This is a genomic window from Streptomyces sp. CA-251387 (genome assembly GCF_050936625.1).
Lineage (GTDB): Bacteria > Actinomycetota > Actinomycetes > Streptomycetales > Streptomycetaceae > Streptomyces.
This window is the reverse complement of sequence record NZ_JBNJMJ010000001.1, coordinates 4,860,627-4,877,666: the sequence shown is the minus strand read 5'-3', so window position 1 is coordinate 4,877,666 and position 17,040 is coordinate 4,860,627. Positions and strand designations below refer to the sequence as shown.

12 protein-coding genes are annotated in these 17,040 nt (G+C 69.6%); 5 read left to right on the top strand and 7 right to left on the bottom strand.

The genetic code is table 11. From position 1 onward, the window contains the following. Positions 1 to 58: 58 nt before the first annotated feature. Positions 59 to 1,399 (bottom strand): pectate lyase family protein, encoded by a 1,341-nt coding sequence (locus ACQEV2_RS21765; protein WP_433043917.1) that lies wholly within the window; start codon positions 1,397 to 1,399, stop codon positions 59 to 61. A 203-nt stretch (positions 1,400 to 1,602) separates the two neighbouring features. Between ACQEV2_RS21765 and ACQEV2_RS21760 the strand changes: the two genes are divergently transcribed. The 4 genes from ACQEV2_RS21760 to ACQEV2_RS21745 all read left to right on the top strand — a co-directional run bounded on the left by ACQEV2_RS21760 (position 1,603) and on the right by ACQEV2_RS21745 (position 6,636). Next, positions 1,603 to 2,079, top strand: a complete 477-nt coding sequence (locus ACQEV2_RS21760; RefSeq protein ID WP_433043914.1) for a hypothetical protein — start codon at positions 1,603 to 1,605, stop codon at positions 2,077 to 2,079. A gap of 85 nt (positions 2,080 to 2,164) precedes the next feature. Next, positions 2,165 to 2,530, top strand: a complete 366-nt coding sequence (locus tag ACQEV2_RS21755; protein WP_062721349.1) for a PH domain-containing protein — start codon at positions 2,165 to 2,167, stop codon at positions 2,528 to 2,530. A gap of 76 nt (positions 2,531 to 2,606) precedes the next feature. Further along, positions 2,607 to 3,338 carry a nucleotidyl transferase AbiEii/AbiGii toxin family protein gene (locus tag ACQEV2_RS21750; protein WP_433043910.1) on the top strand — a complete coding sequence of 244 codons (732 nt, stop codon included), beginning with the start codon at positions 2,607 to 2,609 and terminating at the stop codon, positions 3,336 to 3,338. Between the two features lie 196 nt (positions 3,339 to 3,534). Beyond that, entirely contained in the window at positions 3,535 to 6,636 is a 3,102-nt protein-coding gene (locus ACQEV2_RS21745) for an FG-GAP repeat domain-containing protein (RefSeq protein ID WP_433043907.1), read from the top strand. A 64-nt stretch (positions 6,637 to 6,700) separates the two neighbouring features. On the opposite strand, the gene ACQEV2_RS21740 is transcribed toward ACQEV2_RS21745, so the two are convergent. Together ACQEV2_RS21740 and aspS are read right to left on the bottom strand one after the other, a co-directional pair. After that, a complete protein-coding gene (locus ACQEV2_RS21740; RefSeq protein ID WP_433043904.1) occupies positions 6,701 to 7,630 on the bottom strand; it encodes an intradiol ring-cleavage dioxygenase in 930 nt (309 codons plus the stop codon). Positions 7,631 to 7,791: 161 nt separating this feature from the next. After that, positions 7,792 to 9,555, bottom strand: a complete 1,764-nt coding sequence (aspS, locus tag ACQEV2_RS21735) for an aspartate--tRNA ligase (RefSeq protein WP_433043901.1) — start codon at positions 9,553 to 9,555, stop codon at positions 7,792 to 7,794. A gap of 203 nt (positions 9,556 to 9,758) precedes the next feature. Here aspS and ACQEV2_RS21730 point away from each other — a divergent pair, with 203 nt between their 5' ends. Further along, positions 9,759 to 11,927 carry a SpoIIE family protein phosphatase gene (locus ACQEV2_RS21730; protein WP_433043898.1) on the top strand — a complete coding sequence of 723 codons (2,169 nt, stop codon included), beginning with the start codon at positions 9,759 to 9,761 and terminating at the stop codon, positions 11,925 to 11,927. On the opposite strand, the gene ACQEV2_RS21725 is transcribed toward ACQEV2_RS21730, so the two are convergent. The 4 genes from ACQEV2_RS21725 to ACQEV2_RS21710 form a co-directional block, all read right to left on the bottom strand. Further along, complete coding sequence (locus tag ACQEV2_RS21725; protein ID WP_433043895.1) at positions 11,861 to 12,955, bottom strand: AI-2E family transporter; 1,095 nt, start codon at positions 12,953 to 12,955, stop codon at positions 11,861 to 11,863. The two genes, ACQEV2_RS21730 and ACQEV2_RS21725, sit on opposite strands and share 67 nt — an antisense overlap. 82 nt (positions 12,956 to 13,037) lie before the next feature. Continuing rightward, on the bottom strand, positions 13,038 to 13,727 hold the full coding sequence (locus ACQEV2_RS21720; protein ID WP_433043892.1) for a hypothetical protein: 690 nt from the start codon (positions 13,725 to 13,727) through the stop codon (positions 13,038 to 13,040). Between the two features lie 116 nt (positions 13,728 to 13,843). Next, positions 13,844 to 14,824: a pirin family protein gene (locus ACQEV2_RS21715; protein ID WP_433043889.1), complete on the bottom strand. Its 981-nt coding sequence runs from the start codon at positions 14,822 to 14,824 to the stop codon at positions 13,844 to 13,846. Between the two features lie 117 nt (positions 14,825 to 14,941). Next, entirely contained in the window at positions 14,942 to 16,882 is a 1,941-nt protein-coding gene (locus tag ACQEV2_RS21710) for an Ig-like domain repeat protein (protein WP_433043886.1), read from the bottom strand. Positions 16,883 to 17,040 lie beyond the last annotated feature (158 nt).

Genomic DNA, 17,040 nt, shown 5'->3' with positions numbered 1-17,040 from the left:
GAGCGCCCGGGCCCCATCGTCCCGGGTGCTCCGCTCACCTACCGCCGTACGCCCAGCGTCAGGACAGCACCCCGGCGCCGGTCGTGGTCGCCAACTCGGTCACCAGGTTCTTCGCCGACGTCTGAAGACCCGCCGTCAGCGTCGGCTTCCAGTTCACGGTCGGCTTGATCTTCTTCGAGCTCGCGGCGTTGTACGCGGCCACGATGTCGGTGGCCGTGCCGTTGACGAGGTTGCCGCTGCCCGCGATCGAGCCGGTGCCGTCGCCGCTGAGCAGCTTGGCGACCTTGGCGCCGGACGGGAGCTTCCAGGCGTTGTGCTCGGCGACGACCTGGGCCTTGGCGCGGGAGTCGATGCTGTACTTCGGGGGGTAGCCGTTGAGCGTGGTCGTGTCGTAGACGTTGTTGTAGAGGTGGATCTGGCCGATGCGGGCCAGCGGGGCGCGCTGGACGATGCCCTTCCAGACGTTGTGGTGGATGGTGACCCGAAGCTTGCCGGTGCTGTCGCTGTCGCTGCTGCCGATCAGCATCGTCTTGTCGTGGCAGTCGAAGACGTTCCGCTCGACCGTCACCAGGTCGGAGCCGTTGGTGATGTCGAGGGCGCCGTCGTGGATCTGGTACTTGCGCCCGAAGTACGTCTTCAGCGACGTGTCGAAGGTCGGGGCGTCGGTGAACGTGTTGTGGTCGGCCCAGACGTTCGTCGCGCCGCGCAGGGTGACGGCGTCGTAGTTGGAGTTCCACTCGCCGGACGAGCCGTCCGTCGGGTCCCACTGCGGGAAGCAGTCCTCCGTCGCGGAGAACGTCAGGTTGCGGACGATGACGTTCTTGACGTTCTGCACCTGAAGGCTGCCGCCCTTGATGCCGACGTTCGTGCCCGGGACGCCCACGATGGTGGTGTTGGAGGGGACCCGGAAGACGATGTTCTTCTTCTGCTTGTCCGCTGCGGCCTTGCGGGCGTTCTCCTGGGTACCGGAAGGCGCCTTCTTGCCGTAGGTCGCCGGGTCGTACGCCTTGAGGTAGGCGGAGAGCGAGTAGCCGGTGCCGGAGGCGTAGTCGGCGCAGGTCAGCTTCTTGCCGGTGTCGCTGATGTTGGCGTCGATAGTGCCTTTGATCTTGACGATGCGGGGAGCGGTGTCGGAGACGGACCCCAGCGCCTTCACCAGCTGGGCGCGGGTGCTGACGGTGAAGGTGTGCGCGGAGTCGGCCTTCGCGCCGCCCGTCGTACCGGATCCGGCGGCCGCCCAGCCGTCCTTCGCGGGCAGCGACTGGTGGTACAGGTCGACCGCGCCGGCGTTCGCGTTCATCACGAGGACACCGGCACCGAGGCCGGCGGCCGCCACGGCGGCGGTGACGACGACGGTGCGGCGCCTGCGGAGGGAACGGCGGTGGGAAGGGGATGCCACGAATGAGTCCTTATGTGCTTCGGATCGGGTCCGCGTGAACGGGGCTGGCGACTCATCTGTGGTTACGGAGATCGGAAAGGTTGCCGTGGAGTTTCGACGGATCGGTGATCAAGTCGTGGGAGTGCGGCGGAAATTGGCCCGCCGGCTGGTTTTAGGGGCGCCCCGGCGCCACCATGCCCCCGCCACCTCCGTATGGTTCCGCCATGGCAGTCCCTGAGGTCATCCCGATCGCCTACGAGCCGCGCGGCCGTACCGAGGCGATCGGTCTGTATGCGGACGGGCAGTTCATGGGGTCGGTCACCTATGGCTTCCCCAAGGGCTTCCGCCTCGACCACGGCTGGGAAGAGCACAAACGCCTGTACTCGGTCCTGCACACCTTCGACGCCGAGGGCCGCTACCGCGACTCGGAGATCTGGTGCGCGGGCACCTGGGCCGAGCAGCAACGCGCCCCGCACGGCCCCGACTCGGTCCTGGCCCGAGCCCGCGCCCACCTCGCGACCCGGCTGCGCAGCCTGCCCCGGCGCACGTACACGGACATCGCGATCCGCCCCTTCCAGCTCACCGTCGACGGCGTGCTGTTCGGCCTCGTCACAGGAGAGGACGAGGGCGAGCCCTGGGCCGAGCTCTACCCGGACCATCTGGGCTTCGGGGCGCCCTGGGACGGTTCGTACGACACCTGATCGTTTACGCCTCTATGCGTGGACGCCCCCGAGCCGCTATACATTGCGAAGATCACGTGAAGCCATCAAGTGGGGGGATCCATCCATGGCACTGTTCGGGAACGCGCACACCATCGACCAGGGACAGGCGCAGCAGGACTACGCGCGTCTGCTGGGCCACGGTGAGCAGGTGCACGCCGCTTACCTGCTGATACGCGACACCATCCTGTTCACCGACCGCCGTCTGATCCTGGTCGACAAGCAGGGCATCACCGGCAAGAAAGTGGAGTACCACTCCATCCCCTACCGCAGCATCACGCACTTCGCGGTGGAGACGGCCGGCACCTTCGACCTGGACGCCGAGCTGAAGATCTGGCTCTCGGGGTCGGCGACGCCGATCGAGAAGACGTTCACCAAGGGCGTGGACATCTACGAGGTGCAGGCGATCCTCACGCAGTTCGTGGCGAAGTAGCGGCCCGCCGACTACACCTGTACGGCGGCGGTCGGTGGCACCCGGGTGCGGGGGCGAACGTGATAATCAGGGCACCATGCCCCCGCACCGCGACCTGCTGACCGACGTGCTCTCCGCCGGCGCCCGCTATCCGCTGGTCCTGGCCGGCGACTGCGCGGTCCGCGCGCACGGCCTGACGCCGGAGGCATCCCGGGAGGCATCTCGCGAGGCGCCGGCGGAGCCGCCACTGGAACTGGCGCTGGGACTGGCGCTGGAACTGGCGACCGAGAACCCCGAACCCATGGAGCAGATCGCGGCCATGGTCCGCCACGGTCTGACGGAACGCGGCTGGCTCGTACGGCCCCTGGAGACGGACCCGCTCTCCACCCGCCTGCTCGTCACGGACCCCGACACGGGCGAGGAACGCACGGTCGACCTCGTGAAGGAAACCTTCTGGCGCCCGCCGGTGACGACCGCCCTGGGCCCGACGCTCTCCCTCGAGGACCTCATCGGCACGAAGGTCCGTGCCCTGACCGACCGCGGCACCGCCCGCGACCTGATCGACGTCCACACCGCCGCGTCCCACTGGAGCTTCCCCGACCTGGAGGAACTGGGCCGCCGCCACGCCTGGGACGAGCTGGACCTCGCCGACCTCCAGTCCCGCCTGGAGGCGACGGAACTCCTGGACGACCGGGAGTTCACCGCCCGGGGCCTCGCCGACGAGTCGGTACCGGTGCTCCGCCGGTGGGCCCGGTCGTGGGCGGACGACATCGCGGAGCGGCTGCTGGAGGAGGAGGCGCTCAGGCCGCCGGCGGACGCGGACGAGTAACGAGTGACGAGTGGTGAGTGACGAGTGGTGAGTGACGACGCGATGGATCCGGTCACCGGGCATTCCCACACACAACCGTCGCCGTCCTGACCATGCCCCTCACCTGCGCAGACACCTTCTCTCACCTCCCCGGTCCCCTGATAAGATCCGGCCACTTGTGCGAGGGCACGGGCCCTCGTAGGGGAGGGAACCTCACGTGGGCAGACACGCCCTGAGACGGGGCGGGTTCGCCGCCGCCGTCTCCTCGCTCGCGCTCGCCGTCGTGGCCGCGTCCGTCGTCGTCCTGTCGGAGAACGGCGGCTCCGCGGAAGCGGCCGAGGCCGGGACCACCACGGTCACGCTGATCGACCCCAGCTCCACGACACCACGCACCGACCGTCCGTACGTCGACGGCGACAGCGGCTTCCTGCACTGGCAGACCGGCCGCACCGGGCTGCTGTGGACCGACCACGCCACCGGCAAGACGGTGACGGTCGAGAACGCCGACGGTGTCTACACCCCGGTCGCGAACTGCAAGTACATGGGCTGGGACTGCTACACCGCCTGGTACGGCACGGACAGCGACCTGGTCGCTCTGCCGACCTCCACGTCCGACGAGTTCGCCACCCTGTGGGACCCGGCGACGGCCACCTCCAGGAAGGTGAGCTGGAGCACCACCCACGGCGACTATGTGGCACTGGCCGGGAACACGATCGTCACCAGGCTCTCCCTGATCGACAAGGTCGACGGCGCGTGGCGCGTCCGCAGGGTGACCGGGGACACGGCGAACGCGCAGGCCGGCAATGTCCTCGCGGCGGACTCCTCCGGTGTGTTCGTGAAGAACAGCACCTTCGGCTCGCTCCACTACATCGACATCGAGTCGGCCGTGAGCACCAAGGTCTTCACGGGCGCCGGCAACAGCCCGCGGTACGTGATGAGCGCGGACCGCCTCGGCTGGTACGACGACGGACTCGCCGAGCTGCACCTGAAGTCCCGCACCGACCTCACCGCCGCCGAGCAGGTCGTCGCCCTGCCCTCGCACCCGGGCGCGCTCGACGGCCCCCCGGTCCTGATCGGCGACTGGCTGCTGCTGCCGCTGTCCTCCAGCTCGCTGGGCTCGAAGCTGCTCGCGGTCGACGTCGACGACCCGTCCGTGCAGCAGACCCTGCTGACGAGTGCCGGAGAGTACACCCTGGCGGCCGGTGACGGCACCGCGCTGGTCACCGGCGGCACCGGCGCCACCGACTGGTGGGTGCAGCGGGTGAGCCAGGCCGAGGACGGCTCGCTGAGGCTGGAGAAGGTGCACCAGTCCCCGGCGGTGGAGAACGCCAAGACGGGCATCGTCCTCAACCGCGGCAGCCTCCGCGTCGCCGAGGACGACCCCGACACCACCGCGCACCTCACGTCCGTACGCACCCTCACCACCAACGGCTCCACCGAGCTGACGGCGGCGGAGCCCACGGAAAGCGGCAAGGTCTACAGCCCTGTCTGCCCGTACGCCGGCACCACCTGCTCGGCGCTGTGGCCGAACCTCGACGGGCGCGACGTCTACCTCGGCAACTACTACTACGACGCGGAGCTGAAGCAGGACCGGCTGGTCGCCATCGGCGGCCATGAGCTGGAGTTCGGCACCACGGGCGGCTCGATCGTCGACGCCGCCGACGACTACGCCGTCTACAACTCCGGCGGCACCACCCCGGCGCAGTACGTCGGCGAGTTCGGCCAGGGCCAGAAGCTGAAGCGGTCCGTGCGCGCAGCCGCCCTGAACGGCTCCACCCTCTGGAGCGCCACCACCACCGCCGGCACGCTCACCTCGTACAGCATCCCGCTGGGGAAGACGCTCGCCACGGTGACCGTCCCGGCCCTGGCCTGCGTGCCCAGCGAACTCCAGGCGGCGGGCCGCTGGGTGTACTGGGCCTGCGGGGCGGACTCGGCGGGCGTGTACGACACCAAGGCCGGTACGTCGACGGCGGTCACCCCGGGTGATGTCCTCCTCGGCGACGGCTTCACCGTCCGCCACGACCACGCCACCGGCACCCTGGTCCTCACCGAGGCGGCCACCGGCACTACCCGTACGATCGCCTCCGGCCTGGCCGACAAGGGCCTGACCGTGGACCGCCGTTACCGCTGGACGGTCGACGAGTACACCGGCCTGGTCGCCTGGTTCGACGACTACGAGCGCACCCACGTCACCACCACCGGCATCACGCCGTCCGCGGTGACGGCCTTCAAGTCGTCGGCCACGAGCTATGTGGACCCGGCGACCCCCTTCGAGGGCAGCTGGGTGCTGTCCCGCCCGGTCACCTCCTGGTCGCTCACCTTCACTTCCGTCCAGAGCGGCGCGACCGGCAAGGCCAGCCGCACCTTCACCGGCGGAGCCACCCCGGAACGGGTGGGCGTGAGCTGGAACGGCAAGACGGCGAGCGGGGCCTACTTCCCCAACGGCGCGTTCAAGTGGACCCTCAAGGCCACCGGCCTGGGCACCACCACCCCGGTCACGGTGACGTCCGGCGACGGCTTCCTGACCCGTGGCTCCGCGGTCCGCCACGACCACGTCAGCCCCGACGGCGTCGACGGCCGCGGCGATCTGCTCACCCTCAACTCGTCGGGCGGGCTGACCTTCCACAGCGGCACGGGGACGGGCAAGTTCAGCGACAAGAACACCGGCACCGGCTGGCCCACCACCGTCACGGCCGTCCCCTTCGGCGACCTGAGCGGCGACCGCTGCAACGACGTCCTGGTGCGCTACAGCAGCGGCGCCCTGCGGCTGTACAAGCCGGGCTGCGGGGCGGCGGTCAAGCCGTCGACGTCGTACACGACCCTCGCGACCAGTGGCTGGACGCAGTACAACGTCCTCACCTCGCCCGGCGATGTGAGCGGCGACGGCCGGCCGGACCTGATCGCGAGGAACTCGTCCACCGGGACGGTCTACCTCTACAAGGGCACCAGCGACGGCAAGCTGTCCTCCCGCGTGAAGCTCTACGACAACTGGAAGGGCTACAAGAAGATCGTCGGCGTCGGCGACATCACCGGCGACGGCAGGCCCGACCTCCTCGCCCAGGACACGGCGAACACCCTCTGGCGCTACGACGGCAAGGGCGACGGCACCTTCACCGCCCGCGTGAAGCTCTTCACCAACTGGGGCGGCAGCTACAACGCCGTCGTCGGCGTCGGCGACATCACCGACGACGGCCGACCGGACCTCGTCTCCCGCGACACCAGCGGCAACCTGTGGCGCAACAGCGGGGACGGGAAGGGCTCGTTCGGCTCGCGGGCGCAGATCGCGAGCGGGTGGAGCGGGTACAAGTCCCTGTCCTAGACAGGTGGTTGAACACGGGGCGGATGTGTCCGCACACATCCGCCCCGCACGCTCAGTACGTCCGTCAGCTGCCGGTGTTCGTCGCCTCGGGATCGGCTCCCATCGTGATCGTGGCGACGACGCCCTTGGCGATGTCGTTCTTCTTGTACTTGAGCTTCAGCAGGCCACCCTCGGTCCCGTTGCCCGGGTAGATGGTGTCGTCGTCGAGCGTGGTGCGCGTGGTGGTGTTGGTGGAGTACGGCTCGACCTCGGCGGAGGCCAGCACGCTCTCCTCGTCGAAGAAGAGCTGACCGGTGTGGCAGGTGTTGCCGCCCTCGTAACCGGCGTCTGTCCATGCGCCGTTCACATGCACCTTGGTGTGGATGTGAACGCAGCGTCCCTGGTACCAGCCCGGGAAGACGGTCTTGAAGACCACCTGGCCGTTCCTGTCCGTCTTCCACGTGCCGCGCAGATACCGCTCGTCGTCCGTCGGCTCCTGGTGAACGCCGCCTCCGCCGCCCGGCCCACCCGACGGCTCGCCGGACGGGGGCTCGCCCGTCGGCTCACCGGACGGCGGGGTGCCGCCCCCGCCACCGCCGCCGCTGCCCATGTCCTCATAGCCCGAGTACACGCCCAGCGCGTTGCAGTGCCAGATGTCGACCGCGGCGTTCTTGATGGGCTTGCAGGTCTCGGAGTCGATCACCTTGAGGCGGAGGGTGAGCGGGATGCCCTCCTGGTCCTCGGTCACGTCCTGGCGGAGCTTGTCCGCGTCGATGTAGTAGGGGCCCTCGGTCGTCTCGGAGGTCAGCCTGTAGCAGGCCTCGGCGCTCGACGAGCTGCTCGACGCCGTGGCGCCCGCCGACGCGGACCCGCTCGTCTCACCCGCGAACGCACCCGCCGCGAGCGTGCCGCCCACGCCGACCGCCGCCGCGGCTCCCGCACCGGCGACGACGACCTTGCGACGCGTGAGGTCCCGCTTGTGTTTCGGCCCTTGGGCCGTCTGGTTTCCCGTCATGGGCAGGGAAGTTAGGGACCGCGCCTGTCAGAAGCATGGGTAAGAGCTGGGCAAGAGCCTTGCATGAGCGCCGTGAACGAAAGTGGCTCGGAACCGACGCCGGTTCCGAGCCACTTCCAGGCACTCAAGGGACTTCAGGTGCCGCTTGCTTCAGGTGCCGCCTACTTCGGCTGCGGCTTGCGCACCGACAGGTGCAGCTCCTTCAGCCGCGCCTCCTCCAGCTCCGTCGGCGCGCCCATCATCAGGTCCTGGGCGTTGCCGTTGAGCGGGAAGGCGATGGTCTCGCGGATGTTCGGCTCGTCGGCGAGCAGCATGACGATGCGGTCGACGCCCGGGGCGATACCGCCGTGCGGCGGGGCGCCGAAGCGGAAGGCGCGCAGCATGCCCGCGAACTTCTCCTCGACGATCTCGCGGTCGTAGCCCGCGATCTCGAAGGCCTTGAGCATGATCTCCGGCTCGTGGTTCCGGATCGCGCCGGAGGACAGCTCGACGCCGTTGCAGACGATGTCGTACTGCCAGCCCAGGATGTCCAGCGGGTCCTGGGTCTCCAGGGCCTCCAGGCCGCCCTGCGGCATGGAGAACGGGTTGTGCGAGAAGTCGATCGCGCCGGTCTCCTCGTCCTTCTCGTACATCGGGAAGTCGACGATCCAGCAGAACCGGAAGACGCCCTCCTCGAAGTGGCCGGCCCGCTTGGCGGCCTCCACGCGGACCGCGCCCATGATCTTCGAGACCTCGTCGAACTCGCCCGCGCCGAAGAACACGGCGTGACCGGCCTCCAGGCCGAGGCGCTCGGTGAGGACCTTGATGTTCTCCTCGGTGAGGAACTTGGCGATCGGGCCGGTCAGCGAGCCGTCCTCGGCGACACGGACCCAGGCCAGGCCCTTGGCGCCCTGCGAGACCGCGAAGTCACCGAGCTGGTCGAAGAACTTGCGGGGCTGGTCCTGGACGGCCGGCACGGGCAGCGCGCGCACGTGCTTGCCGGCGAACGCCTTGAACTCGGAGCCCTCGAAGACGTCGGTGATGTCGACGAGCTCCAGCTGGGCGCGCAGGTCCGGCTTGTCGGAGCCGTACTTCAGCATCGCCTCGCGGAACGGGATCCGCGGGAAGGGGGAGGTGACGTGGCGGCCGTTGCCGAACTCCTCGAAGAGCTCGGTCATCAGCTTCTCGACGGGCTGGAAGACGTCCTCCTGCTCGACGAAGCTCATCTCGATGTCGAGCTGGTAGAACTCGCCCGGCGAGCGGTCCGCACGCGCGTCCTCGTCACGGAAGCAGGGCGCGATCTGGAAGTAGCGGTCGAAGCCCGAGATCATCAGCAGCTGCTTGAACTGCTGCGGGGCCTGCGGCAGGGCGTAGAACTTGCCCGGGTGCAGACGGGACGGGACGACGAAGTCGCGGGCGCCCTCGGGGGAGGTCGCGGACAGGATCGGCGTCGCCATCTCGTTGAAGCCCAGCGCCGTCATCTTGTGGCGGATCGCCGAGATGACCGCCGTACGCAGCAGGATGTTGCGGTGCATGCGCTCGCGGCGCAGGTCCAGGAAGCGGTACTCCAGGCGCCGCTCCTCGTTGACCCCGTCCTCGGTGTTGATCGTGAACGGCAGCGGGGCGGCCGCGCCGAGCAGCTCGACCTCGCCGACCTCGACCTCGATCTCGCCGGTGGGCAGGTCGGGGTTGATGTTCTCGGCGCCGCGGGAGACGACCTTGCCGTCGACGCGGAGGGTCGACTCCTTGGAGAGCTTGTCGAGAGCCTCGTACGCGGGCGTGCCGGGACGGGCGACGAGCTGCGTGATGCCGTAGTGGTCGCGCAGATCGATGAAGAGGATGCCGCCCAGGTCGCGCCGATTGTGCAGCCAGCCACTCAGCCGGACGTCGGTGCCGACGTCAGAGGAGCGGAGCTCGCCGCAGGTGTGGGACCTGTACCGATGCATCGTCGTTCATCCAGTCTTCGCGGATCGGGGGGCGTGTTTCACGTGAAACTTCCCCCAAGCCTACCGGGGACCCCAAGATCGGCTCCCCACCATTTGGCCGCGCCCCTGGGATCCCTCTTCATCGCACCCATGGGCCCCTCCCGACCAGATGCCCCATACAGCTTCGGTGGCAGTGTGCGATCACCTGTTCTTAAAGTAGGGCAATGCGCACTGGTGAGCCCCTGCCCGCCGTGGGGGAGGTTCTCGCCGCCCTCGCGACCGGACTGTGGCACTGGAACACCGCCACGGGACTGGTCACGGTCGACGCGGAGGCGGCACGGCTGCTGGGACTGCCCGCCGAGCGGGCCACCCTCAGTCAGGCCCAGGTGCGCGCCCGTCTTCATCCGGTCGACTGGAACGAGATCACCGGAGTGATCCAGCTCGCCGTCGCCGAGGGCAGCCTCGGCGAGGTGCGGGTGCGGATCATGGACGAGCGGGGCCGGGTCGTCCGGGTGGGCCGCAGCCGCTTCCATGCCTCCTTCGATCGCGAGAAGCGGTCGTACGAGGTGACCGGCTCGCTCCAGGAGGTCACCGAACCGGCGCCGGGCACCCCGGCGGGGCGTACGGCGGTGACCGGCGACTGGCGGCGCTCCCGGGAGGCGTTCCTGCTGGACGCGGGCCGGGCGCTGGCCGAGGCCCGCTCGACGGCGGAAGTGCTGCGGGTCGCGGCCGGTCTGTCGATGCCGGGATTCTCCCCGGACGGGCTCGCGGTGTTCGGGGTCAACGGCGACCGTCTGACCATCATCGGCCACCACGGTCACCAGCCCGGCGACGAGAACCCCTTCTCGCACATGTCCCTGGACACGGACTACCCGGCGGCCGAGGTGGTCCGCACCGGCCGTGCCGTCTACCTCTCCTCACCCGAGAAGTACAAGGAGCGCTACCCGCTCACCTGGCCGCTCGCCGCGCACTTCAACCGCCGGTCCTGGGCGTTCCTGCCGCTGACCGTGGCCGGCCGCACGATGGGCGCCTGGATGGCGGCGTTCACCTATCCGGTCGCGTTCACGCCCGACGAGCGGTCCGTGCTGACGACGGTGGCCCGCATGCTCGCCCAGGCCCTCTCCCGCGCCGAGGCCACCGAGTCCGCGCGGGAGCTGACGGACGGCCTCCAGCGCTCGATGCTGCCCAAGCTGGGCCCCGAGATACCCGGCATGAGCGTCGCGGCCCGCTACGTCCCGACCGGCGGCGGGCTCCAGGTCGGCGGCGACTGGTACGACATGATCCCGCTGCCGAACGGCCGCTTCGCCCTCGTCATCGGCGACGTCCAGGGCCATGACGTCCGCGCGGCGGGCCTGATGGGCCAGCTCCGCATCGCCCTGCGCGCCTACGCCTCCGAGGGCCACCGCCCCGACGCCGTCCTCTCCCGCGCCTCCCGCTTTCTGCACGGCATGACGTTCGGCGCCCTCGACGAGGACCCGTCCGACCTGCGCTTCGCGACCTGCCTGTATGTCGAGGTCGACCCCACGACCGGCCTGCTGGACATCGCCCGCGCCGGTCACCCGGACCCGGCGATCCGCATGTCCGACGGCACGGTGCTGGCCCGCCCGACGGCCGGCGGTCTCCCCCTGGGCATCGACCCGGACGCCGACTACCCGACGACCCGGATCACCCTGGAACCCGGCGAGACGATGCTGATCTGCACGGACGGCCTGATCGAGACCGGCGGGCACGATCTGGAGACCGGCTGGAAGCGCATCCGCGCGATCCTCGAGGAGCACGACGGCGACCTGGAGACCCTCGCCGACGCCCTCGTCCAGGCCGTCCACGGCCCGTCCTCCCACCACACCACGGGGCCGCTCGCCGACCGGCGTGAGGACGACATAGCGGTGCTGCTGCTGTGCCGGGAGGGGGAGGGCTGCGGCTGCGGCGACACGATCGCCGTCCGGCCGACGGTCCGGCGCACCATGCTCACCGTCGCGCAGGCCGAGCCGGAGCGGGTCGCGGTGGCCCGCCAGCAGCTGCGGGAGCTGCTGCACGACTGGGGCTCCGAGGACCAAGTGGACTCGGCGGTCCTGCTGCTGTCCGAGACGCTGACGAACGTCCTCGTCCACACCGACGCCGACGCCCTGCTCCTCGCCGAGGTGCGGGGCGAGCCGGGGGACCGCCGGCTGCGCGTGGAGGTGACGGACACCAGCGACGACCTGCCGCACAAGCGCCGGCCCGGGGAACTGGCGTCCTCCGGGCGGGGCTTGCTGCTGATCGAGCTGCTGGCCGAGGCGTGGGGTGTGGATCCGCGGGGCGAGGGCAAGAGCACGTGGTTCGAGCTCTACGAGTCCAAGGGCGCGGACGGTTCCGGGGGCGGGGACGGCTCGGGGGGCTCCGGGCTCGCGTAGCGTTCCCTCAGTTCGTGCAGGACACCGGTGACGGCGGCCGTGAGCGGTACGGCGAGCAGCATCCCGAGGATTCCGGCCACCGAGGCCCCAGCAGTGATCGCCACCATGACCAGGGCCGGGTGCATCTGCACCGTCCGGCTCTGGATCATCGGCGTCAGCACATGCCCCTCCAGCAGTTGTACGGCGACCACGATCGCCAGCACCCACAGCGCGATCACGAACCCCCGGTCGGCGAGCGCGACCAGCACGGCGACGGCCCCCGAGATGAAGGCGCCGAGATAGGGGATGTAGGCGCCGACGAAGACGAGCGCCCCGAGCCCGACCGCACCCGGAACGTCGAGGACGAGCAGCCCGACGGTGATGCAGAGGGCATCGATGAGGGCGATGAAGGTGGTCCCCCGCATGAACCCCTCCACGGCCTGGAACGCCCGCCGTGCCATGGCCTCCACGGTGTCTCCGCTCTGACCGGGAACGACGGACCGCAGAGTAGCGGCGGCCCGATGGGAGTCCCGCAGAAAGAAGAAGACCAGGAGCAGGGCGAGCACCGCCATGGCGATGATCTCGCCGACGACGCTGACGCCACTGATGACCCCGGAGGCGGCCGTCCCGCCGAAGTTGGTGAGCAGCTCCTTGGAGTTGGAGGCGAGGTCGTCCAGCGAAGTCCCGGCCGCCCCGAAGTGGTCGGCGAGATCCTGGGCCGCCTGCTTGAGCGCGGCGACGATCTCGTCACCGGTCTCGACGATCGCGGCGACGACGATGTACACGGCCCCACCGACGACGGCCACGACGGCCACGCACGTCAGCCCGGCGGCAACGGACCGATTCACCTTGGCCTTCACCAGCCGCCGGTGCAACGGCCCGAGCAACGCCGTCCCGAGCAACGCGAGCAGCACCGGTACGACAGCCGTACGGAACTCGTCGGCCAGCCGGATCCCGACGTAGACGACCCCGGCCACGAGCAGCACCACGGCACACCAGGCGGCGAGCCGACGCACGGGCTCGGGCAGCAACGGCTTGGAGTCCTGCACGCTCCCAGGCGATCACGGGCAGAGCGGGCTGTCGTGCGCGGGCGGCCGGGCGGGTGACGTCGCCTCTGGGCAGGATCGACGGCTACACCTCCACCGGCGGCCGCATCACCAGCACGACCCCCGCGAGCACCGTCCACACCCCCATGAGCAGAACCGTCAGCCATGCGCTGAAGGGGCCCGCCAGGCACAGCACCGCTATGACGAAGCCGAACCAGCCCAGCCACTGTGGCAGGGCCCGGGTGGTGCGGGCCGTGCGCCACACGGCGAACAGGAGCACCGCCGCACCGACCATGCCGGCGATGAATCCGCCGTAGGCAACGTCCTGCAGCAGCAGGGCGACCATCCCGGTCTGCGGGGTCACCAGGAAATCGTCGGTGTGGCTGGCGGAGACGGCGTAGATGGCACCGGCGATCGTCCCGACCATCACCAGGGTGGTGAACACGATCCCGCCCACCAGCACCTGGGCCGACCGGCTCGCGGCGACGCGGGCCAGGGCGGCCAGGAAGAACAGGAAGAGCAGGGCCGCGGCCAGCATCACCAGGGTCATGGCCTCGGTCAGGTCGCGGTTGCCGCTGTCGCGGTAGAACTCGACCGTCTTGCGCAGACCGTTGCTGCCCGCGTAGTCCGGGCTGTTGCTGTACATCACCAGCAGGGAGACGAGCATCAGCGCACCGGAGGCGATGCCGGCGATACCCGGCCAGAAGATTCCTCGCGGTTTCGCCCCCTGGGTAGGTGCCCTCGGCGGTGCCGGTCTCGTCGGAGTCGTGGTCATGTCGGCCTCCCACGCGATGGGTCACGCGAGGGTCCCGAAAGCAGGACTCTTCACCCATTCTGCCCCTCCCGTACCGCAAGGGACAGAAGGGGCAGAACATGCGATCAGTGGCCGGCCTACGGCTGCTCGGGGCCGCTCGCGCTCATCCCGTGCACCGCCGGGACCGTCCCCAGCCGGCCCTTCTGGAAGTCCTCGAAGGCCTGCATGAGTTCGTCCTTGGTGTTCATGACGAACGGGCCGTAGTGGGCCATCGGCTCACGGATCGGCTGCCCGCCCAGCAGCACGACCTCCAGGTCCGGCGTGTGGGAGTCCTGCTTGTCGTCCGCGCGGACCGTCAGCGAGCCGCCGTCTCCGAAGACCGCGGTCTGGCCGAGGTGGATCGGACGGCGCTCCGCACCCACCGCACCCCGCCCGGCGAGGACGTACGCGAGGCCGTTGAAGTCCTCGCGCCACGGCAGGGTGATCTCCGCGCCCGGGGCGAGGGTCGCGTGGATCATCGTGATCGGCGTGTGGGTGATACCGGGGCCCTGGTGGCCGTCCAGTTCACCCGCGATGACGCGCAGCAGCGCGCCGCCGTCGGGGGTGGTGAGCAGCTGGACGTTGCCGCCTCGGATGTCCTGGTAGCGCGGCGCCATCATCTTGTCCCTGGCCGGGAGGTTCACCCACAGCTGCAGACCGTGGAAGAGACCGCCGGACATGACCAGCGACTCCGGCGGGGCCTCGATGTGGAGGAGACCCGAGCCCGCGGTCATCCACTGGGTGTCTCCGTTGGTGATGGTGCCGCCACCGCCGTTGGAGTCCTGGTGGTCGAAGATCCCGTCGATGATGTACGTGACGGTCTCGAAGCCGCGGTGCGGGTGCCAGGGGGTGCCCTTGGGCTCGCCCGGCGCGTAGTCCACCTCGCCCATCTGGTCCATCATGATGAACGGGTCCAGGTGGCGGTAGTTGATCCCGGCGAACGCCCGGCGCACCGGGAAGCCCTCGCCCTCGAAACCGCTCGGCGCGGTCGTGACGGCGAGCACGGGACGGGCCACGGCACCAGCGGGTGCGGCGACGCGCGGCAGCGTCAGCGGGTTCTCGACGGTCACTGCAGGCATGTCGGTACCTCCTTGTGCGACCAGTTTAGTTGAGCATTGAACTTCCTGCCACCCTGAACAGGAAAAGCCCGGAGGACATTCCCTCCGGGCTTCCCATCCCGTCCGAACGGACCGGTGTCAGTTGCTGAAGTACAGGTACTTCCAGGACCCGTACGTCGTCGAGTTCACGTTGTCGCCGGACGAGCCGTTGACGTACACCGACCGCATCCGCGCCCGGACGCCCGACTCACCGGGCGCCTCCAGGGTCACGGCCGACTTCCCGTTCGTACCGACCGGGAAGTACTGCGAGTCCAGCGCGTACCACGAGCCCTGGTAGTAGACCTGCAGGTCGAAGCGCTGCTGACGACCCGGGTAGTAGGTCATCGTCGTGGTGAGCAGCGGGTCGGTGCTCTTGTGGAACCAGTAGTACGTCGTCGAGCCGATCTTCGCCGTCTTGTAGTGCTTGGAGACGGCGGTGGAGACCTTGACCCGGGCGTAGGCCGTGGCCTTCACCGTCCTCGGCTTGTAGCGGGCGTCGCCCTTGAACACCGCGGTGACGGTGGTGTCCCGCGTCATGTCCACCCAGGCGGAGATGTTGCCGTCGGAGTTGACCGTCCCGCTCTTGATCAGCTTGTTCGGCTTGTCGCCGCCGAAGGGGTTGGCCCAGATCTCGACCGAGCGGTTCTTGTACGTCGTACCGAGGTGCGCGGTGAACTTGACGTCGGTGCCGTAGTTGTACAGCTTGCCGTTGTTGTTCAGGCTGAGCGAGGTCGAGTTGCGGGAGACCTCGACGGTGTCGGAGGCGGTGGCCGAGGTGTGCGCCGCGTCGCCCGCGTACTTCACCGTGTACTTCACCTTGCCGCCGGCCGGCGGGGTGTCGGTGAAGGAGTAGGTGCCGTCCGCCTTGACGGTGACCGCGGGCAGGGCCTTGCCGCTGGGGCTCTCCAGGTCGGTGCGGGTGACGGACAGCTTGACGCCCGCGGGCAGCGCCACCGTCGCCGAGATCTTGCCGGTGACGGTGAGCTGCTTGGCGCGGGTGGCGGTCGACGGGGCGCTGACCGTGAGGGTGGGGACGTTCTTCGTCGGGTCGGTGAGGGCCTTGAGGGTGTAGCGGCCGCCCGAGGTGCCGACCAGCGCGAAGATACGGGAGGAGTCCGGTGCCCACGTCAGGTCGGGGGTGCCGTACGTGCCCACGTCGTAGGTGCGCAGCGGCTTCGTCGCGTCGGGCCGGAACACGGCCAGCTTCGTGCCGTTGAACTGAGCGACCAGCCCGTCGGGGGCGATGTCGGCGTGGTGGCCGGTCGGGTAGGCGCCGACCTGCTTGAAGCCGCCGTTCTCGTAGGCGTCCCGCAGATGGCCGTTGACTAGCACCTGCGGGGCACCCGGGACCATGTCGATGTCGCCGATGCCCTGGTTCAGGGTGTAGTCGCCGTTATGGAAGGCGACCGTCTTCAGGGTGCCGTCCGTGACGTCGAACACGGCCATCGAGTCGGAGGACAGACCGGTCTCGCCCACGGCCAGCAGACCCGGGGTGTTCGGATCGGTGTCGAGCAGGCCCGGGTCGTGGATCCAGGTGCCCGACGGCAGCCCGTGCAGTGTCACCGGGTCGGTGCCGCTCGCCGGGTCCACCGCCGGATCGACCGAGCCGATGCCGCTGCTCCACTGGTCGCCGTAGCTGAACCACAGCCTGCCCGCGGTGAAGGCGACGTAGCGCGGTCCCTTGTCGGTGACGACGGCGTACCGCGCCTTGACGTCGAGGGTGGCCGGGTCCAGCGCCACGATCTCGTGCAGCGCCGACGAGGCCGCGTACAGCGTGGCACCGTCGGCCGACAGTGCCAGGTCGGTGACGCCGGGGACGCCGCTCACGGATTCCAGCACGGCGCCCGAGTAGTCGGCGGCCACGATGGTGCCGGCGGTGTTGTCGCCGACGAAGACCCGCTGGTGGACGCCGTCCGCGACGATGCCGCCGGGCGCGCCGACCACAGCGGAGGCCGCCGACGCCGGCCCCGCGGCCACGACGCTCAGTGCGACCGAACTGAAGAGGACCGCGAGCGCCGTCGCGGCCGAGGTGCTGCGCATGCGCACAGTGATGAACCCCCACAAGGAATCCCGGTGTCGCCGGGAGATGAGAGCGCCGCGCGGCACCCGGACGCGGACCGCGGGAAGGCGGTGGCGTGCGGGGCGCGGCTGCCAGGGGGCCACTCTATGGCATGGCTGTGACAACCGGGGAGGGGTAT